Here is a 20758-nt window from a genome sequence, read left to right on the forward strand (position 1 = left end):
AGCGGTCGGCACCACCAACCACCAGAGAGGAACTCCGATGAGAACCAAGCGATACGCAGCCGCCATCACCGCGGCTTTCGTCGTCACGGCCCTCGCCGCCTGCGGCGCGCCCGGCAGCGCCGGCGGCGGCGGTGGGGGAGGCGGCGGCACCACCTCGCCCAGCGCCGGAGCGGAGACCGGCGACGGCCCCTACGCGCTCGAGATCGAGGAGAACCCCGAGTTCGAGGCAGGCACCACGATGGCGACGCTCGCCGAGGCCGGCACGATGACGATCGGCACCAAGTTCGACCAGCCACTGTTCGGCCTGCTCGGCACGGGTGACGTGCCGGAGGGCTTCGACGTCGCCATCGGCGCCCTCGTCGCCTCGAAGCTCGGGATCCCGTTCGACTCGATCGAATGGACCGAGACGCCGTCGAACATCCGCGAGACCGCCATCCAGAACGGCGACGTGGACATCGTCGTGGCGACCTACACGATCAACGACAAGCGCAAGGAGCTGATCGACTTCGCCGGCCCGTACTTCGTGGCCGGCCAGGCGATCATGGTCCTCGCCGACAACGAGGACATCACCGGTCCGGAGGACCTCGAGGGTCAGCCCGTCTGCTCCGTCGAGGGCTCGACGCCCGCAGCGACGATCGTCGACGAGTACGGCGCGGAGCTGTTCGCGACCGACGTCTACAGCAACTGCCTCGACCCGCTGCGCAACGGCGACGTCGTCGCGGTGACGACGGACAATGTGATCCTCTCCGGCTTCGTCGCCCAGAACGAGCCCGAGTTCAAGCTGGCCGGCGACGGCGAGACGTTCACCGAGGAGCCGTACGGCATCGGCCTCAAGAAGGACGACCAGGCGTTCCGCGACTTCATCAACGACGTCCTCGAGGAGTCCTTCGACGACGGCACCTGGGCGCGCCTGTTCGAGCAGACGGCCGGCCAGGTCCTGCCCGTCCCGGACCCGCCGACGGTCGACCGCTACTAGCAGCCGGCACAGTCGCGGCGCGTCCTCCACGGGCGCGCCGCCACTGCCGACGGGAGGGACCCGGATGGGCGCGATCGCCGCCAACCTCGACCTGTTCCTGCTGGGCTTCGGCAACACCCTGCTGATGCTCGGCGGGACAGTGCTGTTCGCGCTGCCGCTCGGGATACTCGTCGCGGCGATGCGGATCAGCCCGTTCGGCAGCCTCCGGGTCACCTCCGCCGTCTACACGGAGCTGCTGCGGAACACGCCGCTCACGCTCGTGTTCTTCTTCATGGCGTTCGTCGCGCCGCGCCTCGGCATCGACATCCCGTTCATCCCCTCGGCGATCGTCGCCCTCACGCTCTACACGTCGCCGTTCTTCGCGGAGGCGATCCGGTCCGGCATCAACTCGGTGCCGGTCGGGCAGGCGGAGGCGGCCCGCAGCATCGGCCTCGGCTTCGGGCAGACGCTCGCGCTGGTCGTGCTGCCGCAGGCGATCCGGTCGGTGATCCCCCCGCTCATCAACGTGATCATCGCCCTGACGAAGAACACCTCGGTCGCGACCGGGTTCTTCGTGTTCACCCTCGTCAGCGTCCTCACGCGACTCATCCGCAGCAATCCCGGGGATCTCGTGGCGCTGTTCCTCGGCATCGCCGCCTGCTACCTGCTCATCACGATCCCGCTCGGCCGCATCGCCGACCGGCTCGAGCGACGAGTGGCGGTGCTCCGATGACCAGCGTGCTCTACGACGCACCGGGCCCGAAGACCCGGCGCACCTCGCGCATCGTCTCGGCGGTCATCGGCGTCGTGCTCGTCGCCGCGGTCGGCTACGCGCTGTTCCGGCTGAGCGGGCAGGGCCTCTTCGACGCCGACCGGTGGGACATCTTCAACGACCCGCTGGTCTGGCTCGACCTGCTCCGCGCGCTCGGCGTCACCCTCCAGGCCGCGCTCTACGCCTCGGTGCTCGCGATCCTGCTCGGCATGGTCATCTCCCTGCTCCGCATGTCGACGAACCCGGTCATCCGGGTGCCCGTCACCGTCGTGCTCGAGTTCCTGCGCGGGCTGCCCGTGCTGCTGATGATGGTCTTCTTCTGGGGCGTGCTCGGTCTCGACCCGTTCGTCGCCGTCGTGCTGGCGCTCACCCTCTACAACGGGGCGATCATCGGCGAGGCGCTGCGATCCGGCCTCGTCGCGCTGCCCCGCGGCCAGCGCGAGTCGGGCCTCGCCATCGGGCTCACCGGGATGCAGTCGCGGCTCCTCATCGAGTTCCCTCAGGCCTTCCGCAACATGCTGCCGATCATCGTCGCGCAGCTGGTCGTGCTGCTGAAGGACACGTCCCTCGGCTACATCGTCAGCATGCAGGAGCTGATCCGGCGCGGCCGTCTGACGGCCGAGTTCTTCGGCGCGAGCCAGTACGGCTTCTCGGTGTTCGTCGTGATGGTCGCGATGTACCTCGCCGTGAACCTGTCGGTGTCCGCGCTCGCGCGCTTCCTGGCCCGGCGCCGCGGCCAGCGGGTCGACCCGCTGCAGGCGGTCGCCTCCGCGCAGGCGCCCGCCGAGTCAGCTGCCGCCTCCGCGGGGCCGGGCGGCGACCGCCCGTCGACCTAGCGGCGGAAGCAGAGGCTGCGCTCGGCAGGCGCGGCGCCTCAGCCGGCGCCCCGACTCAGAACGCGTAGCGGATGTCGCAGTACGGCAGCCTCTCCGCGGCCAGCGCCCGGAACCGGGCGAGGTAGCCCCGCTTGGCGCCCGACCGGTAGCGCACGTTGAGCGCGCCGTTCTGGGAGACCTTGTTCTCCTGCAGGTCGGGCCGCCAGAGCACCTCCTCCGCCTTCGGGTGCCAGCCCAGGTTGACCTCGTGCAGCTGCTCGTTGTGGGTGAGGAAGATGACCTCGCTCGACAGCTGCGCCTTCGCGCGTGGCGACAGCGCGGCGTCGAGCTGGTCGAACAGCTCGCCCCATTCCTCGAGCCAGCCGTCGGCGACGATCACGGGGGAGAAGTTGACGTGCGTCTCCCAGCCGGCCTCGACGAAGTCGTTGATCGCGGCGATGCGCTCGGCGATCGGCGTGGTGCGGATGTCGACCAGCTTCGCCATGCCGTGCGGCATGAGCGAGAAGCGGATGCGGCTGCGGCCCTGCGGGTCCCACTCGAGCAGGTCGCGGTTCACGTACTTCGTGGCGAACGAGAGCTTCGCGGTGGGCTCGTGCCGGAACAGGTCGACGAGGTCGCGCACGTTGTCGCTGACGAGCGCGTCGGCGGAGCAGTCGCTGTTCTCCCCGATGTCGTAGACCCACGCCGCCGGATCGCACTGATTCGGCTCGGCCTTGACCCCCTGCCGGCCGATGTGCCGGTGGATGCTGCCGGCGATCTGGTCGATGTTCGCGAAGACGGTGATCGGGTTGCTGAAGCCCTTGCGGCGCGGCACGTAGCAGTAGGCGCACGCCATGGCGCAGCCGTTGGCGGTGGACGGGGCGATGAAGTCGGCGCTGCGGCCGTTCGGCCGCACGGAGACGCCCTTCTTGACGCCGAGCACGAGCGCCTCGGTCTTGATCCGCACCCAGCGGCGCACGTTGGCCTCGTCGCCGTGCAGCTCGGGGATGCGCCAGTGGCTCTCCACCTCGACGAGGTCGGCGTCCGGCCAGCGCGCGAGGATCTCCTGGCCGCGCGGCAGCTCGGCGGCCGCCCGCTCGTAGTAGATCCGGCTGATGTCGAGCAGCGGCCGGGTGCCACGCTCGGACGGGTTGGTGAGGATCGTCATCGCATCCAGTGTCGCGCCGACCACCGACATCGCCCCCGGCGCCCGCCACCGCCGGCAGGACTCTCGGCGACGCTCGGCAGGACATCCGTGCCTCCTGGTCCTGCCCGGTGCAGGCGATCCTGCCGGAGGCGACTCGGTAGACTCGGGGACCGTGTCTGACGCTCCTGCCGCCCCCGGCGGCAACCCGATCTCCCCGGAGGCGGTGGAGTCCGCCGTCGACGCCGCCCTCACCGCCATCGCCGCGGCGACCAGCACCGCCGAGCTGAAGGCGGCCCGCAGCGCCCACGCCGGAGAGGGCTCGCCGCTCGCGAAGCTCAACTCCCTGCTCCGCCAGGTGCCCGGCCCCGAGAAGGCCGCGACCGGGAAGCTCGTCGGAGGCGCGCGCGGCCGGGTCAACTCGGCGATCGCGGCGCGCGAGGCCGAGCTCGCCGAGGCGGAGACCGCGGCTCGGCTCGCCGCCGAGCGCGTCGACGTCACCGCGGCGTCCTCCCGGTGGCAGCCGGGTGCCCGGCATCCGCTCGCCCTGCTCCAGGAGGAGGTGGCGGACATCTTCGTCGGCATGGGCTGGGAGATCGCGGAGGGGCCCGAGCTCGAGCACGAGTGGTTCAACTTCGACGCCCTCAACTTCGATGAGGACCACCCGGCCCGCGCCATGCAGGACACGTTCTTCGTGGACCCGCCCGATCGGCACCTTGTCCTGCGCACCCACACCTCGCCCGTGCAGGTCCGCTCGCTTCTCGAGCGGGACCTTCCCGTGTACGTGCTCTGCCCGGGCCGCGTGTACCGCACCGACGAGTTCGATGCGACGCACCTGCCCGTCTTCTCGCAGTTCGAGGGTCTGGCGATCGACAAGGGCCTGACGATGGCGCACCTGCGGGGCACGCTCGAGCACTTCGCGCGCATCATGTTCGGCGATGAGGCGAAGATCCGCCTGCGCCCCAACTACTTCCCCTTCACCGAGCCCTCCGCCGAGATGGACGTGTGGCAGCCCCGCGCCAAGGGCGGTCCGCGCTGGATCGAGTGGGGAGGCTGCGGCATGGTCAACCCGAACGTGCTCCGCGCCGCCGGCATCGACCCCGACGAGTACCAGGGCTTCGCGTTCGGCATGGGGATCGAGCGCACCCTCCAGTTCCGGAACGGACTCAACGACATGCGTGACATGGCCGAGGGCGACATCCGCTTCAGCGCCCAGTTCGGGATGGTGGGCTGACATGCGCGTTCCTCTCAGCTGGCTGGCCGAGTACGTCGACCTGCCGGAGGACATCACCGTCGCCGATCTCCACGCCGCCCTCGTCAAGGTGGGCCTCGAGGAGGAGGCGGAGCACGGCTTCGGCGTGACCGGCCCCGTCGTCGTGGGCGAGGTGCTCGAGTTCACGCCCGAGCCCCAGTCGAACGGCAAGACGATCCGCTGGTGCTCGGTCCGGGTCGCCCCCGAGGGGCTGCCCGCGGCCGACGGCGGCGCCGACGTGCGCGGCATCGTCTGCGGCGCGGCGAACTTCGAGGTCGGCGACAAGGTGGTGGTGACGCTGCCGGGCGCCGTGCTGCCCGGCCCGTTCCCGATCGCAGCCCGCAAGACGTACGGGCACGTGTCCGACGGCATGATCGCCTCGGCGCGCGAGCTCGGCCTCGGCGAGGAGCACGACGGCATCCTGCGCCTCGTGACCCTCGGCCTCGATCCCGAGGTCGGCACCGACGCGCTCGCGCTGCTCGGGCTCGACGACGCCGCGGTCGAGGTCAACGTCACGCCGGACCGCGGCTACGCGTTCTCGGTACGCGGGATCGCCCGCGAGTACTCGCACTCGACGGGCGCCGCCTTCCGCGACCCGGCCGGCCTCCCGGCGCCGATCGAGGCAGGCGGCTTCCCCGTCACGGTCGACGACGCCGAGCCCATCCGCGGCCGGACCGGGGCGAGCGTGTTCGTCACCCGGGTCGTCCGTGGCATCGACGCCACCCGGCCCACGCCGCCGTGGCTCGCGTCCCGCCTCCGCCTCGCCGGCGTCCGCACCATCTCGCTGCCGGTCGACATCACGAACTACGTGATGTTCGAGCTCGGCCAGCCGATCCACGCCTACGACCTCGAGAAGCTGTCCGGCGGGATCACCGTCCGCCGGGCGACGGCGGGGGAGACGCTCGAGACCCTCGACGGGCAGACGCGGAAGCTGTCGCCCGAGGACCTCCTCATCACCGACGAGTCCGGCCCGATCGGCCTCGCCGGCGTGATGGGCGGCGCCACCACGGAGGTGTCGGACACCACCCGGGACGTGCTCATCGAGGCCGCCAACTTCGACCCGGTGTCGATCGCGCGCACCGCGCGCCGGCACAAGCTGCCGAGCGAGGCGTCGAAGCGCTTCGAGCGCGGCGTCGACCCGGCCGTCGCGGCGGCCGCCGCCGCCCGCGTCGCCCAGCTGCTCGTCGACCTGGCGGGCGGCACCCTCGACACCCTCGGCTCCGACCTGGACGAGTCGGCCGCGCCGGCCCCGATCCCGCTGCCCGACGGATTCATCGCCCGCCTCATCGGCGTCGACTATCTCGACGCCGAGATCCGGGCGGCGCTCGCCGAGATCGGTGCGCGGGTGGAGGACGCCGACGGCGGACTCACCGTGACGCCGCCCACCTGGCGGCCCGACATCGTCGACGCCCCGTCGCTCGCCGAGGAGGTCGCCCGGCTCGCCGGCTACGACCGCATCCCGTCGGTGCTCCCTGTCGCCCCGCCCGGGCGCGGTCTGACCCGATCCCAGAAGCTGCGCCGCTCGGTCGCCCAGCTGCTCGCGGCGAACGGCGGCGTCGAGGTGCTCGCGTTCCCGTTCGTCCGCAAGGAGCAGAACGACCTCTTCGGCTCCCCGGAGGCCGGCGAGGTCCCGGCCATGCGGCTCGCGAATCCGCTCGACGGCGAGGCGCCGTTCCTGCGCACGTCGCTGCTGCCGGGGCTGCTCGAGATCGCGCACCGCAACCGCTCACGCGGCTTCGTCGACCTCGACCTCTACGAGGTGGGCGCCGTGTTCCGCCCCGAGCCGGGCGTCGAGTACGGCACCGGCTTCATCCCGCCGATCGCGGCCCTGCCCGCGCGCGAGGCCCTCGCGGCGATCGAGGCCGGCATCCCGCCCCAGCCCCGTCACGTCGCCACGCTGCGGACCGGCGCTTCCGTTCCGAAGCAGGTCGGCCAAGAGCCGCTGGCCGCGGACTGGCGCGACGCCCTCACCGACGTCCAGCGCGTCGGGGCCGCCCTCCGCGTCGCGATCCGTCCCGTCCAGGGCACGCACCAGGCGTTCCATCCGGGCCGCACCGCGCGTCTCGTCGTGGACGGCCCCTCGGGTGAGGAGACCGTCGGCTGGGCCGGCGAGCTCCTGCCCGCCGTCGCCGAGGCCGCCGACCTGCCGAGCGTGGTCGCGGCCGCCGAGCTCGACCTCGAGCGGCTCCTCGTGCTCGCCGACCCGGATGCGCACGCCGTGCCGATCCGCGCGCTGCCCGCCGCCACTCAGGACCTCTCCCTCGTGGTGCCGGTCGAGGTGCCCGCCGCGGAGGTGCTCGCCGCGGTCGCCGGCGGCGCGGGCGACCTGCTCGAGGACATCCGGCTCGTGGACGACTACCGCGGCGCCGGCGTGCCCGAGGGGGCGAAGTCGCTGACCTTCGCGCTCCGATTCCGTGCCGAGGACCGCACGCTCACGGCCGCGGAGGCGAGCGACGCGAAGCTGGCCGGCGTCGCCGAGGCCGCAGCCCGGTTCGGCGCCGCCCTCCGCGAGTAGTCGCGGCGCGAGCAGCCGCGCAGCAAACCGCAACGGAAACGACAAACCGCAACCGGAGACGGTTGCGGTTTGTCGTTGCGGTTGCGGAACGCCGCCAGGACTACGCGGGAGCCGAGGGCGAGGTGCTCAGCAGGAGCGGAGGCGGTTCAGCAGGCGAAACCGGCCCTCCAGTGCCTGCTGAAGGGCCTCCGTGCCTGCTGAGGAGGAGAAGGGGAGGGATCGGTTCAGCAGGGTGGGCTCGGCAGGCCTGGCAGCGGCCGAGAGGGGCAGCAGTACCCGAGGGCCTCAGCAGGAAGCAGAGTCGGTCCCAGCAGGAGCGGAGGCGGTCCGGCAGGCAGAACCTGCCCCCGAGTGCCTGCTGAAGGACCTCCGTGCCTGCTGAACGATCTCCGTGCCTCTTGAAGCACCCGGCAGCATGGTGCTCGCCCCAGCCCCCCGCCCACCCTCCCGGGGGCAGGCGGCGCGCCGCGACGTCGGTAAGGTGGAATCCATGCCTCTTTCCGTCGCCGTAGCCGGGGCTTCCGGGTACGCGGGCGGGGAAGTCCTGCGGCTGCTCGCGCCCCACCCGGAGTTCGAGGTGCGCACGGTCGCCGCGCACACCTCCGCCGGACGGCCGCTCGGCGAGGTCCAGCCGCACCTGCGCTCGCTCGCGCACCTGCCGCTCGTCGACACCACCCCGGAGACCCTGGCGGGGCATGACGTCGTCGTCCTGGCGCTGCCGCACGGCGCATCCGCCGCGATCACCGCCGAGCTGCCGGCGGACAGCGTCGTGGTGGACTGCGGCGCCGACCACCGCCTCGAGTCGGCCGCCGACTGGGCCGCGTTCTACGGCGGCGAGCACGCCGAGCCGTGGGCGTACGGCGTCCCCGAGCTGCCCGTCCGCACCAAGGCCGGCAGCGTCAAGCAGCGCGACCGTCTCCGCGGCGCGACCCGGATCGCGGCGCCCGGCTGCAACGCGAGCACCGTCGCCCTGTCGCTCGCGCCCGGCATCGCCGCCGGCGTCATCCAGCCGGCCGACATCGTCTCCGTCCTCGCGGTCGGGCCGTCCGGAGCCGGCAGGACGCTCAAGCCGCACCTGCTGGCGAGCGAGCTGCTCGGCAGCGCCGCCCCGTACGCCGTGGGCGGCGGGCACCGGCACATCCCCGAGATACAGCAGGCGCTCCGCTGGGCGGGCGCCGAGAGCTCGACCATCTCGTTCACGCCCGTCCTCGTCCCGATGTCGCGGGGGATCCTCGCGACCTCCACCGCGGTGCTCGCGCCCGGCGTCACCGCGGACGAGGTGCGCTCCGCGTGGGAGCTCGCCTACGCCGACGAGCCGTTCGTCGAGCTGCTGCCCGAGGGCGTCTTCCCGCGCACCGCGGATGTCCTGGGGGCGAACACCGCGCTCCTCGGCCTCGCGGTCGATGCAGCAGCGGGTCGCGTCGTCGTCGTCGCGGCCGTCGACAACCTCATGAAGGGGACCGCGGGCGCCGCCGTGCAGTCCCTCAACGTCGCGCTCGGCTTCCCCGAGGCGCTCGGCCTGCCGACGGACGGGGTGGCCCCGTGAGCGTCACCACGGCTTCCGGCTTCGAGGCGGCGGGAGTCGTCGCCGGCCTCAAGGCGTCCGGCGGAGCCGACCTCGCGCTCGTCGTCAACCGCGGGCCCCGCCAGGCGGCGGCCGCGGTGTTCACCAGCAACCGCGCCAAGGCCAACCCGATCCTCTGGTCGCAGCAGGCGATCGCGGACGGGCTGGCGTCGGCCGTCGTGCTCAACTCGGGCGGCGCCAACTGCTTCACCGGCACCGAGGGATTCCAGACCACGCACGCCACCGCCGAGGCCGCCGCGGACGCGCTCGGCCTCTCCGCCGGCGACGTCATCGTGTGCTCGACGGGCCTCATCGGCGAGCAGCTCGACCGCGGCAAGGTGCTCGCCGGAGTCGCCGCCGCCGTCGACGCGCTCTCGGCCGACGGGGGAGCGGACGCCGCTCGCGCCATCATGACGACCGACACCGTGCCGAAGCTCGCCGAGGTGCGCGAGGACGGCTGGAGCATCGGCGGGATGGCGAAGGGCGCCGGGATGCTCGCGCCCGGGCTCGCGACCATGCTCGTCGTGATCACGACGGACGCCGAGCTGACGCCGCCCGAGCTCGACGAGGCGCTCCGCGCCGCGACCCGGGTCACCTTCGACCGGCTCGACTCCGACGGCTGCATGTCGACGAACGACCAGGTGACGCTCCTCGCCTCCGGCGCCTCGGGCGTCGTCCCCGACCTCGACGTCTTCCGTGCCGCCCTCACCGCCGTGTGCGCCGACCTCGCGCACCAGCTGCAGCGGGACGCGGAGGGCGCCTCCCACGACATCGCGATCGAGGTCGTGTCCGCGGCGACCGAGGACGAGGCGGTCGAGGTCGCCCGCTCCGTCGCGCGCAACAACCTCTTCAAGGCCGCCGTCTTCGGGAACGACCCCAACTGGGGCCGGGTGCTCGCAGCGATCGGCACCACCGCGGCGCAGTTCGACCCGTACTCGGTCGACGTGTCGATGAACGGCGTCCGCGTCTGCTCGGCGGGTGCGCCGGACCGGCCGCGCAGCGAGGTCGACCTCAGCGCGCGCGCCGTGCACGTGCTCATCGACCTGCACGCCGGCGACGCGACCGCCACCGTGCTGACCAACGACCTCACCCACGACTACGTCCACGAGAACAGCGCGTACTCGAGCTGATGACCGACACCCCTCGCCCCCCGCTCCCCGTCCAGACCACGGATCCGATCAGCGCCGCCGTCAAGGCGGAGACGCTCATCGAGTCGCTGCCCTGGCTGCAGCGCTTCGCGGGGCAGATCATCGTCGTGAAGTTCGGCGGCAACGCGATGGAGGACCCCGCGCTGATGCGGGCCTTCGCCGAGGACATGGTCTACCTGCACTACGTCGGCATCCGGCCCGTCGTCGTGCACGGCGGCGGACCGCAGATCACCGCGATGCTCGAGCGGCTCGACATCCCCACCGAGTTCCGCGGCGGCTACCGCGTGACGACCCCCGAGGTGATGGAGGTCGTGCGCATGGTCCTCACCGGGCAGGTGAACCGCGACATCGTCAGCCTCATCAACGAGCACGGCCCGCTCGCCTCCGGTGTGTCGGGCGAGGACGCGGGACTCTTCACCGGCAAGCGCCGCGGCGCGATGGTCGACGGCGTCGAGGTGGACCTCGGGCTCGTCGGCGACGTCGACTCGGTCGACCCGGAGCCGGTGCTGTCGCTGCTCGAGGCCGGGCACATCCCCGTCGTCTCGTCGATCGCGCCCGACGGCGCGGAGCCGGGGCAGTCGCTCAACGTCAACGCGGACTCCGCGGCCGCGGCCCTCGCCGTCGCGCTGCGCGCCGCGAAGCTCGTGATCCTCACCAACGTGCCGGGCCTCTACAGCGACTGGCCGGACCGCAGCTCGCTCGTCTCGCACATCACCGCCGCGGAGCTCGGCAGCCTGCTGCCGAGCCTCGACGCCGGGATGATCCCCAAGATGGCCGCGTGCCTGGAGGCGGTCGAGAACGGCGTGGAGAAGGCGGCGGTCATCGACGGCCGGGTGCCGCACTCGATCCTCCTGGAGATCTTCACGGGCAGCGGAATCGGAACGGAGGTCGTGCGGTGACGCATCTCGCGGAGGCCGCGCAGGCCTACACCGAGCGGCACCGAGCCGCGCTGATGCGCACGCTCGGCGCCCCGCAGCTCGTGCTCGAGCGCGGCGAGGGCTGCTGGGTGTGGGATGTCGACGGCCGGCGCTACCTGGACTTCCTGGCGGGGATCGCGGTCGACTCGCTCGGCCACGCGCACCCCGTGGTCGTGGAGGCGGCGGCCCGCCAGGCGGCCACGCTCATCCACGTCTCCAACTACTTCGCGACGCCCTCCCAGATCGCGCTCGCCGAGCGGCTGCGCCGGCTGACCGGGGCGGGGGAGGGCGGCCGCGCCTACTTCGGCAACTCCGGCGCGGAGGCCATCGAGGCCGCGTTCAAGCTCGCCCGGCGCAACTCGACCGACGGACGCTCGCGCATCCTCAGTCTCAAGAACTCCTTCCACGGCCGCACGATGGGCGCCCTCGCGCTGACCGGCAAGCCGACGATGCAGGAGGCGTTCCGGCCCATGGTGCCGGGCGTCGACCACATCGACTCGACGATCGCCGCGCTCGAGGAGGCGATGGACGACAGCGTCGCCGCCCTCTTCGTCGAGCCCATCAAGGGCGAGGCGGGAGTGCTGCCGCTGCCGGACGGCTACCTCCGTCGTGCCCGCGAGCTGACCGAGCGGCACGGCGCGCTGCTCATCGTCGACGAGATCCAGACGGGCGTCGGCCGCACCGGCGAATGGTTCGCCTACCAGCACGACGGCATCCTGCCCGACGCCGTCACCATCGCGAAGGGCATCGCGAGCGGCATCCCCATCGGCGCGCTCGTCACCTTCGGCCGCGCCAGCGACCTGCTCCTGCGCGGCGACCACGGCAGCACCTTCGGCGGGCAGCCGTTCTCCACCACCGTGGCGGGTGCGGTCCTCGACGAGATCGAGCGCGCCGGCCTCGTGCAGAACGCCGCGGTCCGCGGCGCCCAGCTGCAGGAACTCATCCTCGGCATCGGGTCCCCGCACGTCACCGCCGTCCGCGGCCGCGGCCTCATGGTGGGCGTCGGGATCGCCGACGGCCGCGCCGCCGAGGTCGCCGAGCGCTCCCTCGCGCACGGGCTCATCCTCAACGCGCCGAACCCCGACAGCCTGCGCATCGTGCCGCCTCTGATCCTCGGCGACGAGGAGCTCGAGGAGTTCCGCGACCGCTTCACCCTCGCCCTCGGCGACCTCTGAGTCGCGACCGCGACACGACCTCAGCGCCCTTCCACCTGGAGCTCCATGACCCGCCACCTCCTCCGCGATGACGACCTCAGCCCGGCCGAGCAGGCCGAGATCCTCGATCTCGCGCTCGAGCTGAAGCGCGACCGGTTCGCCGCGAAGCCGCTCGAGGGCCCGCAGACGGTCGCGGTCATCTTCGACAAGTCGTCGACGCGCACGCGGGTGTCCTTCGCCGTAGGCATCGCGGACCTCGGCGGCAGCCCGCTCATCATCTCGACCGCGAACAGCCAGCTCGGCGGCAAGGAGTCCCCGAGCGACACCGCGCGGGTCCTCGAGCGGCAGGTCGCGGCGATCGTGTGGCGCACCTACGCCCAGTCCGGACTCGCCGAGATGGCGGAGGGCACCACGGTGCCGGTCGTCAACGCGCTCTCCGACGACTTCCACCCCTGCCAGCTTCTCGCCGACCTGCTCACCATCCGGGAGCACCGCGGAGCGCTGGCCGGCCTCACCGTCGCCTTCCTCGGCGACGGCGCCAGCAACATGGCGCAGTCCTACCTGCTCGCCGGGGCGACCGCCGGCATGAACGTGCGCATCGGCGCACCGATCGACTACGAGCCGGCCGAGCAGGTGGTCGCCGACGCCGCCGCGATCGCGGAGACGACCGGCGGATCCGTCGCCGTGCTCGCGGATCCGCTGGCCGCAGTGGGCGGGGCGGACATCGTGGTCACCGACACGTGGGTGTCGATGGGGCGCGAGGACGAGAAGGCCGAGCGCATCACCGCACTCGGCGGCTACAAGGTCACCCCCGAGCTGATGGCGGCGGCAGCGGAGGACGCGCTCTTCCTGCACTGCCTGCCCGCAGACCGGGGCTACGAGGTCGACGCGGCCGTCATCGACGGGCCGCAGAGCGTGATCTGGGACGAGGCCGAGAACCGGCTGCACGCCCAGAAGGCCCTGCTCGTCTGGCTCCTGCGGCAGCAGTAGCCGGGCGATCTAGGGTTGATCGGACAACACGAAGGAGAGAAGTGGCAGAACGCGTAGTGCTCGCGTATTCCGGTGGGCTCGACACGTCCGTCGGGATCGGCTGGCTGAAGGATGCGACCGGCAAGGAGGTCGTGGCCCTCGCGGTCGACGTCGGACAGGGCGGCGAGGACATGGAGGACATCCGTCAGCGCGCCCTCGACTGCGGCGCCGTCGAGTCCGTCGTGGTGGACGCGAAGGACGAGTTCGCGGACGACTTCCTGATGCCCGCGCTCAAGGCGAACGCGATGTACCAGAAGGAGTACCCGCTGGTGTCCGCGCTCAGCCGCCCGCTCATCGCCCGCCACCTGGCGCGCGTGGCCAAGGAGCTCGGCGCCGACAGCGTCGCCCACGGCTGCACCGGCAAGGGCAACGACCAGGTCCGCTTCGAGGCGGCCGTCGCCGCGCTCGCCCCCGACCTCACGAGCATCGCGCCCGTCCGCGACCTCGCCCTCACCCGCGACAAGGCGATCGTCTACGCGGAGGAGCACGGCCTGCCCATCAAGCAGTCGAAGAAGAACCCCTACTCGATCGACAAGAACGTGTGGGGCCGCGCCGTCGAGACCGGCTTCCTCGAGGACCCGTGGAACGCGCCCATCGAGGATCTCTACGAGTACACGCAGGACCCGGCCGAGCCGAAGCCCGCCGACGAGGTGACCATCACCTTCACCGCCGGCGTGCCCACCGCGATCGACGGCAAGCCGGTCACCGCGCTGCAGGCCGTCGAGCAGCTCAACGCGATCGCCGGGAAGCACGGCGTCGGCCGCATCGACATGGTCGAGGACCGCCTCGTCGGCATAAAGAGCCGCGAGGTCTACGAGGCGCCGGGCGCGATCGCGCTGATCGAGGCGCACGAGCACCTCGAGAACCTCACGATCGAGCGCGACCTCGCCCGCTTCAAGCGGAGCATCGAGTCGAAGTGGTCGGAGCTCGTCTACGACGGCCTCTGGTTCTCGGCCCTCAAGCGCAGCCTCGACGTCTTCATCGACGACACGCAGCGCGTCGTGTCCGGCGACATCCGCCTCACCCTGCAGGGCGGCCGCGCGGTCGTCACCGGCCGGCGCAGCGAGCAGAGCCTCTACGACTTCAACCTCGCGACCTACGACACCGGCGACACGTTCGACCAGTCGCTGTCGAAGGGCTTCATCGAGATCTGGTCCCTGCCGAGCAAGATCTCGGCCAAGCGCGACCTGCAGGGCTAGGACGTCATGGCGGCGAGCGGGATCGACGGGACGGACGAGGGCGCTGCCCGAGAGGGCGCGCTCTGGGGTGCGCGATTCACCTCGGGCCCCTCGCCGGAGCTGGAGGCGCTCAGCCGCTCGACCCACTTCGACTGGCAGCTCGCGGGCTACGACATCGCGGGGTCGCGGGCGCACGCCCGCGCCCTCGCGAAGGCCGGCTATCTGACCGGCAGCGAGCTGACGGCGATGCTCGAGGGCCTCGACGAGCTCGAGCGCGACGTGGAGGAGGGCCGGTTCGGCCCCGAGCCCGGCGACGAGGATGTGCACTCGGCGCTCGAGCGCGGCCTGATCGAGCGGGCGGGCCCCGAGCTCGGCGGCAAGCTGCGCGCAGGCCGGAGCCGCAACGACCAGATCGCGACGTTCATTCGGATGCTGCTGCGCGACCGCGCGGGCACCCTGTCGCGCCTGCTGGTCGACCTCGTCGACGCCCTGGCCGCGCAGGCGGACCGGCACTTCGGCGCGATCCTGCCCGGCCGGACGCATCTGCAGCACGCGCAGCCGGTGCTGCTCGCGCATCACCTGCTCGCGCACGCCTGGCCGCTCGTCCGCGACCTGGAGCGGATCAGCGACTGGAGCCGCCGCGCCGACGCCTCGCCGTACGGGTCGGGCGCCCTCGCCGGCAGCACCCTCGGCCTCGACGCCACCGCCGTCGCCACGGACCTCGGGTTCTCCCGCGTGGTCGAGAACTCGATCGACGGCACCGCGTCCCGCGACGTGGTCGCCGAGTTCGCCTGGATCACGGCGCAGATCGGCGTCGACGTCTCCCGCCTGGCCGAGGAGATCATCCTCTGGAACACCCGCGAGTTCGGCTTCGTGACGCTGTCCGACGCCTACTCCACGGGCTCGAGCATCATGCCGCAGAAGAAGAACCCGGACATCGCCGAGCTCGCGCGCGGCAAGGCGGGCCGGCTGATCGGCAACGCCACCGGCCTGCTCGCCACGCTCAAGGGCCTGCCGCTCGCGTACAACCGCGACCTGCAGGAGGACAAGGAGCCGGTCTTCGACTCGATCGCCACCCTCGAGGTGCTGCTGCCCGCCTTCACCGGCATGGTGGCGACGCTGCACTTCGACACCGAGCGGATGGCGTCCCTCGCGCCGCAGGGCTTCTCGCTCGCGACGGACGTCGCGGAGTGGCTCGTCAAGCAGGGCATCCCGTTCCGGGAGGCGCACGAGGTCACCGGCTCGATGGTCCGCGCGGCGGAGGAGCGGGGCGTCGGCCTCGAGGACCTCGACGACGACGCGCTGCGGGCCGTCTCTCCGCTCCTCACGCCCGACGTGCGCTCGGTGCTCACGGTCCAGAGCTCGGTCGCGAGCCGGGACGGCGCCGGCGGCACCGCCCCCGAGCGGGTCCGGGAGCAGCTGAGCACCCTCACCGAGCGCGTCCGCGTGCTCGCGGGCGGCATCCGGTGAGCGCCGGGCGGGACGGGGGCCGTGCGGGCGGCAGTCGCCCCGGCGGTCGGCCGTGGGTGCTCCGCGTCGTCGTCCTCGTCGCGGTGCTGGCGCTCGTCGCCGTCATCGCGGTCTCCGTCGGCACCGGGACGTTCCTCTGAGCGCTGACCGCCGGGGTCTGCTCGACGCGCCCGCGGAGACCGTCGCCCCGCTGCTGCTCGGCGCCGTCCTCACCCGAATCGGGGAGGACGGACCGGTGTCGCTGCGGATCACCGAGGTGGAGGCGTACTCGGGGGAGGGCAGCGACCCCGGCTCGCACGCGCACCGCGGCCGCAGCCGCCGCAACGAGGTGATGTTCGGCCCGTCCGGCCACCTCTACACCTACTTCACCTACGGCATGCACGTGTGCGCGAACGTGGTGTGCCTGCCCGAGGGCCGCGCCGGGGGACTGCTGCTGCGGGCGGGGGAGATCGTCGAGGGCGAGGAGCTCGCCCGTGCGCGCCGCGGGGAGGGCGTTCCCTCCCGCGACCTGGCTCGCGGCCCCGCCCGGCTCGCGGTGGCGATGGGCATCCCGCTCTCGGACGGCGGCTCGGACCTGTTCGCGGCCCCGTACCGGCTCGAGCTGCCGTCCGCACCTGCGGAGGGCTACGCGGTGAGCCCGCGCACGGGCGTGTCGGGCGAGGGCGGCACCGAGACCTTCCCGTGGCGCTTCTTCCTCCCGCACGAGCCCACCGTCTCGCCGTACCGCCGCCACGTTCCGAAGCGGCGCCCCTCCGCCTCCTGACGCGGGCCGGTCAGCGCTCCGGCGGCATCACCGGGTTCTGGCGCAGCGACCCGGGCTCGTCCGGGAAGCGGCGCACCTGGACGCGGCCCGACACCGTGCGCACCTGCGGTGCCGGCTCCGGCCTCGTTGCCGGACCGCGCACCACGGCGCCGTCGGACAGCCGGAACCGGCTGCCGTGCCAGGGGCAGGTGACACAGCCGTCCGCGATCTCGCCCTCGTGCAGCGGCCCGCCCCGGTGGGTGCATCGATCCTGCAGCGCGCGGATCCGGTCCCCCTCGCGGAGGAGCATCACCGCGACGCCTCCCGCGTCCGCGACCAGGGGAGCGGTGGTCACCTCGTCGACGGCGGCGACGTCCGTCCACTCCTCGGGCAGGACCTCGAACGCGGTCGTGTCGACCCCGACGCCCCGCGCGTAGGACAGGTGGCCGCCGAGCCAGGCGCCCAGACCGAGGAAGCCCGCGCCGAGGACCGCGGCGCCGACCCCCGCCGCCTGGTTGCCGCGGCGGCGTGCCACCCAGCTGAGGGTGAACAGGAGGAGCGAGGTGTTGTTGACCAGGGCGTGCACGAAGCCGACGCGTCTCTCGGCGCCCAGGGTGTCCGACCAGTCGCTGACGCCGGCGGCGATGGCCGGCAGCGCGGCGGCGGCGCCCATGCCGACGAGGCGGCGGGCGCCCGTCCGGTCGGTCTGCCTCCCCCGCAGATCCAGGTAGAGGGCGCCGGCCCAGGACCCGATCGGCACGACCACGAGCGCCGGATGCAGGGCGTGCCCGAGCCAGGTCCCGCTCAGCAGGTCCTTCGGCCGGCCCGGCGGCAGGAGCCGGGTGACGGCGCGGGACGCGGCGCCCGCGGGAGCGTCGAGGAACTCGGCCTCCTCGACGGCGCGGATCACCCTCTCGGTCAGGCGGTTCAGGACGCTCATGCGGGGACCTCCCGTGCTCGCTGCGCGGGGCCGGCGGGCAACCGGGCCACTCGACGCGCTCACCATAGCCGCACCGATTCGGGCTTTCGCCGGGTTGCGGCCGGAGGGACGGAGAGGAACACTCCGCACCCGCTGTCGGCCGGCGCGGTCAGCCGCGGGCGAGCACCGCGATCCCGGCACACGCCGCAGCCCATATGAAGCTCGCGAACGTGCCGATGATGAACCGCTCCCGGATGGCCGCCGAGTCGAGCTCGCTGAACCGTCCGACGCCCTTGATGGCCACGATCACCGCGAGCCCCTCGGGGAACCCGGCGACGATGACGGCGGCGACGGCGAGCCGCTCGAGGATCCCGATGGCGGTGCCGCCGCGCAGCACCTCGCTGCCGTCCTGGATGATGCCGCCGTGCGCCCCCTCCGCGACGGTGCCGTGGGTCGCGAGGCGGAGGGCGACGGTCGCGGCGGGCCCGCCGCCGACGATCGCGGCGGCGAGAGCGAGCACGGTGATCAGCGCAGTGATGGCGAAGCCGGGGTCGTCGCCGGTCGGCACGGCGGCGAGCAGGAGAGCGGCCGCAGCGGCGCCGCCGGCGGCGGCCGCGAAGGGCAGGGCCGGGCGCATCCAGGCGAGCACGCTGAGGGCGGCGGCGCCGGCCGTCACGAGGACGAGCAGCACCAGGTAGAGCACGGTGAGGATCATGACGCTCCTGGCGAGGGGACCGCCGAGGGAGTCGCCCCGCGGTCGAGATCCTCCAACAGTAGGGCGAGCGCCGGGACGGCGGCCTCTTCCAGGCGCCACTGCGCCGCGGCGAGTCGCAGGCTGACGGCCTGCGGGGTGATGCCGAGCTGATCGGCCACCGCTGCCTGCGTGCGGCCGTCCTGGAGGAGGTCGACGACCTCCCAGCCCTCGTCCGAGCGACGGCCGCGGATGGCCAGCACCAGCTCGATGAGCGCGCGGACGCTCTCCCCGTCGAGCAGTCCTGCGCCCGCGGCGGTCAGGAAGAAGCGATGCGGCGCCTTCTTCGCCGCGTCCACGGCCTCCCGCGCCGCGATGAAGGCCGGCCCGGTCGCCTCCCGCACGGAAGCGGGGAGGGGCTCGCGGACCGGTCCCACCCCGAGTCCGACGCTCCAGGCCCGGCCGCGGGTGAGGGCGAGGGTCAGGTCAAGGGCGGTTCGGGCATCCGCGGTGAGCACCTGGAACTCGTCGCCGGCGCTGCGGTCGGGCGGCAGGGCGAGGCGCTCGCCGCCGTCCCGGCGCACCCGGTCGATCGCGGCGGCGACCCGGTCCTCCTGGTGGCGGCTGTCGACCTGATCGACGGTCAGCACGAACATAGGTCAAGTCTGGCGCATTGAGTCGCCGCGATCAAGCCTGCAGGCCTAACGGCACGCTCCGCAAGCCGCCGGGCTCGTCGGCGCCCGTTGCTACCGTAGGGGCGTGCCAGCGTCCCTCGAAGCCCAGACCAACGACCCCTCCTTCCCCAGTGTGTGGGACGAGCTGCTCTGGCGGGGCCTCGTCGCCGTCTCCACCGACCAGGACGAGCTGCGCACCGTGCTGTCCGGGCCCCCCATCACGTACTACTGCGGCTTCGACCCCACAGCGCCGAGCCTGCATCTCGGCAACCTCGTGCAGCTGCTGACCATGCGCCGCCTCCAGCTCGCGGGTCACCGGCCCCTCGGACTCGTCGGCGGATCGACCGGCCTCGTCGGCGACCCCCGGCCGAGCGCTGAGCGCACGCTCAACTCGAAGGAGACCGTCGCCGAGTGGGTCGGCTACCTGCGCGCACAGATCGAGCGCTTCCTCGCGTTCGACGGCGACAGCGGCGCCCGCATCGTGAACAACCTCGACTGGACCGCTCCACTCTCGGCCATCGACTTCCTGCGGGACATCGGCAAGCACTACCGGGTGGGGACGATGCTGAAGAAGGAGGCGGTCAGCGCCCGCCTCAACTCCGACGCCGGCATCAGCTACACCGAGTTCAGCTACCAGATCCTCCAGGGGCTCGACTTCCTCGAGCTCTACCGCACCTACGGCTGCGTGCTGCAGACCGGCGGCAGCGACCAGTGGGGCAACCTGACGAGCGGGACGGACCTCATCCACCGAGTGGAGGGAGTGCACGTCCACGCCATCGGCACGCCGCTGATCACCAACAGCGACGGCACCAAGTTCGGCAAGAGCGAGGGCAACGCCGTCTGGCTGGATCCCGCGCTGACGAGCCCGTACGCGATGTACCAGTTCTGGCTCAACACCGACGACGCCGACGTCGTCGACCGGCTCAAGGTGTTCACCTTCCTGCCCCGCGCCGAGATCGAGCGGCTCGAGCAGACGGTGGCGGATGCTCCATTCCGCCGGGAGGCGCAGCGCACCCTCGCGCGGGAGGTGACCTCGCTCGTGCACGGGGCCGGCGCCGTCGACGCCGTCGTCGCCGCGTCCGAGGCGCTCTTCGGCCAGGGCGACCTCGCCGCCCTCGACCAGGACGTGCTCGCGACCGCGCTGCGGGAGATCCCGAACACGACGACGCCGGGCACGACGACGGTGGCGCAGGCGCTGGCCGACACCGGCCTCTGCGGGAGCCTCAGCGAGGCGCGCCGGGCCATCGCCCAGGGCGGCGTCTACGTCAACAACACGAAGGTGACCGATGAGGCGGCGACCCTCCAGGGCAGCGCGCTGCCCGGGGGAGCGGCGGTCCTCCGGCGGGGCAAGCGCACTCTCGCGGGTGTCTTCCTCGAGACGGGGATCCCTGCCGCCTGAGCTCGCGGAAGGGGTGTCGGCGCCCTCCGGAAGGGCCTGCGGAAGCGGGAATACCGGCGGAACCAGGACGTTGCACTTCCTGTGCGGGGAGCCGGCCGCGGAAGCGGCTCGAAACCGGCACGGCCTTCCTGCGACACGCGCTCTCCGGCCGCGCCGTGCGGACGCGCAAGCGAACGACACGCCCGGGTGAGCAAGCGAGTTGCGGGGGAGCCGGGAGGAACGTAAGTTAGTTCCTCGTCGCCCCAAAGGTGCGGGAGAGCGGAAGAGCTCCCCGGCCTCAAGCGGGACCAGAATCCTCCTCCAGTTCGCTCTTCGAGCGTGGGAGGGGATTGCCTCTCATCACTCCTCAGATCTCGTCGCGGAAGCGGCGGGCGGTTTGACCGGCTGGGGTGGGAGAGGTAAGATAGGGAAGTTGCCCTC

At 72.5% G+C, this 20758-nt stretch carries 19 protein-coding genes; 15 read left to right on the forward strand and 4 right to left on the reverse strand.

The features are described from left to right. Positions 1-37: 37 nt before the first annotated feature. The 3 genes from J3P36_RS14110 (at position 38) to J3P36_RS14120 (ending at position 2563) form a co-directional block, all read left to right on the forward strand. Positions 38-976, forward strand: coding sequence for a glutamate ABC transporter substrate-binding protein (locus J3P36_RS14110; protein ID WP_210508860.1), 939 nt, complete (start codon positions 38-40; stop codon positions 974-976). A gap of 64 nt (positions 977-1040) precedes the next feature. Next, entirely contained in the window at positions 1041-1688 is a 648-nt protein-coding gene (locus J3P36_RS14115) for an amino acid ABC transporter permease (RefSeq protein ID WP_210508861.1), read from the forward strand. Continuing rightward, positions 1685-2563, forward strand: a complete 879-nt coding sequence (locus J3P36_RS14120) for an amino acid ABC transporter permease (protein ID WP_210508862.1) — start codon at positions 1685-1687, stop codon at positions 2561-2563. The genes J3P36_RS14115 and J3P36_RS14120 overlap by 4 nt, the downstream gene beginning before the upstream one ends. Positions 2564-2618: 55 nt before the next feature. Here J3P36_RS14120 and J3P36_RS14125 read toward each other — a convergent pair whose 3' ends face one another. Continuing rightward, positions 2619-3710 carry a spore photoproduct lyase family protein gene (locus tag J3P36_RS14125; RefSeq protein ID WP_210508863.1) on the reverse strand — a complete coding sequence of 364 codons (1092 nt, stop codon included), beginning with the start codon at positions 3708-3710 and terminating at the stop codon, positions 2619-2621. 151 nt (positions 3711-3861) lie between these two features. Here J3P36_RS14125 and pheS point away from each other — a divergent pair, with 151 nt between their 5' ends. The 11 genes from pheS (at position 3862) to J3P36_RS14180 (ending at position 16676) form a co-directional block, all read left to right on the forward strand. Further along, a complete protein-coding gene (gene pheS, locus J3P36_RS14130) occupies positions 3862-4920 on the forward strand; it encodes a phenylalanine--tRNA ligase subunit alpha (RefSeq protein ID WP_307807109.1) in 1059 nt (352 codons plus the stop codon). Position 4921: 1 nt separating this feature from the next. Next, on the forward strand, positions 4922-7453 hold the full coding sequence (gene pheT / locus J3P36_RS14135; protein WP_210508865.1) for a phenylalanine--tRNA ligase subunit beta: 2532 nt from the start codon (positions 4922-4924) through the stop codon (positions 7451-7453). A gap of 490 nt (positions 7454-7943) precedes the next feature. Then, the gene (gene argC, locus J3P36_RS14140; protein WP_210508866.1) at positions 7944-8999 is read left to right on the forward strand and encodes an N-acetyl-gamma-glutamyl-phosphate reductase; all 1056 of its coding nucleotides are present in this window, start codon (positions 7944-7946) and stop codon (positions 8997-8999) included. Further along, positions 8996-10147 (forward strand): bifunctional glutamate N-acetyltransferase/amino-acid acetyltransferase ArgJ, encoded by a 1152-nt coding sequence (gene argJ / locus J3P36_RS14145; protein WP_210508867.1) that lies wholly within the window; start codon positions 8996-8998, stop codon positions 10145-10147. Before argC ends, argJ begins: the two co-directional genes overlap by 4 nt. Continuing rightward, complete coding sequence (gene argB / locus J3P36_RS14150) at positions 10147-11064, forward strand: acetylglutamate kinase (RefSeq protein ID WP_210508868.1); 918 nt, start codon at positions 10147-10149, stop codon at positions 11062-11064. Before argJ ends, argB begins: the two co-directional genes overlap by 1 nt. Beyond that, entirely contained in the window at positions 11061-12257 is a 1197-nt protein-coding gene (locus tag J3P36_RS14155; RefSeq protein WP_307807110.1) for an acetylornithine transaminase, read from the forward strand. Before argB ends, J3P36_RS14155 begins: the two co-directional genes overlap by 4 nt. A gap of 45 nt (positions 12258-12302) precedes the next feature. Continuing rightward, positions 12303-13226 (forward strand): ornithine carbamoyltransferase, encoded by a 924-nt coding sequence (argF, locus tag J3P36_RS14160; RefSeq protein WP_210508869.1) that lies wholly within the window; start codon positions 12303-12305, stop codon positions 13224-13226. Between the two features lie 41 nt (positions 13227-13267). Next, positions 13268-14464: an argininosuccinate synthase gene (locus J3P36_RS14165; RefSeq protein ID WP_210508870.1), complete on the forward strand. Its 1197-nt coding sequence runs from the start codon at positions 13268-13270 to the stop codon at positions 14462-14464. A 6-nt stretch (positions 14465-14470) separates the two neighbouring features. Further along, positions 14471-15913 carry an argininosuccinate lyase gene (gene argH, locus J3P36_RS14170; protein ID WP_210508871.1) on the forward strand — a complete coding sequence of 481 codons (1443 nt, stop codon included), beginning with the start codon at positions 14471-14473 and terminating at the stop codon, positions 15911-15913. Continuing rightward, a complete protein-coding gene (locus tag J3P36_RS14175; RefSeq protein ID WP_210508904.1) occupies positions 15910-16053 on the forward strand; it encodes a hypothetical protein in 144 nt (47 codons plus the stop codon). Before argH ends, J3P36_RS14175 begins: the two co-directional genes overlap by 4 nt. Next, positions 16050-16676 (forward strand): DNA-3-methyladenine glycosylase, encoded by a 627-nt coding sequence (locus J3P36_RS14180; RefSeq protein ID WP_210508903.1) that lies wholly within the window; start codon positions 16050-16052, stop codon positions 16674-16676. Before J3P36_RS14175 ends, J3P36_RS14180 begins: the two co-directional genes overlap by 4 nt. A gap of 10 nt (positions 16677-16686) precedes the next feature. Here the strand turns inward: J3P36_RS14180 and J3P36_RS14185 are convergent, their stop codons facing one another. The 3 genes from J3P36_RS14185 to J3P36_RS14195 all read right to left on the reverse strand — a co-directional run bounded on the left by J3P36_RS14185 (position 16687) and on the right by J3P36_RS14195 (position 18921). Then, positions 16687-17595, reverse strand: coding sequence for a Rieske 2Fe-2S domain-containing protein (locus J3P36_RS14185; protein ID WP_210508872.1), 909 nt, complete (start codon positions 17593-17595; stop codon positions 16687-16689). A 148-nt stretch (positions 17596-17743) separates the two neighbouring features. Next, a complete protein-coding gene (locus J3P36_RS14190) occupies positions 17744-18289 on the reverse strand; it encodes a hypothetical protein (RefSeq protein ID WP_210508873.1) in 546 nt (181 codons plus the stop codon). Next, positions 18286-18921, reverse strand: a complete 636-nt coding sequence (locus J3P36_RS14195; RefSeq protein WP_210508874.1) for a DNA-binding protein — start codon at positions 18919-18921, stop codon at positions 18286-18288. Before J3P36_RS14195 ends, J3P36_RS14190 begins: the two co-directional genes overlap by 4 nt. Positions 18922-19024: 103 nt before the next feature. Between J3P36_RS14195 and tyrS the strand changes: the two genes are divergently transcribed. Then, the gene (gene tyrS, locus J3P36_RS14200; protein ID WP_210508875.1) at positions 19025-20338 is read left to right on the forward strand and encodes a tyrosine--tRNA ligase; all 1314 of its coding nucleotides are present in this window, start codon (positions 19025-19027) and stop codon (positions 20336-20338) included. Positions 20339-20758: the final 420 nt, after the last annotated feature.

This window comes from Naasia sp. SYSU D00057, assembly GCF_017916505.1.
Classification (GTDB): Bacteria; Actinomycetota; Actinomycetes; order Actinomycetales; family Microbacteriaceae; genus Naasia.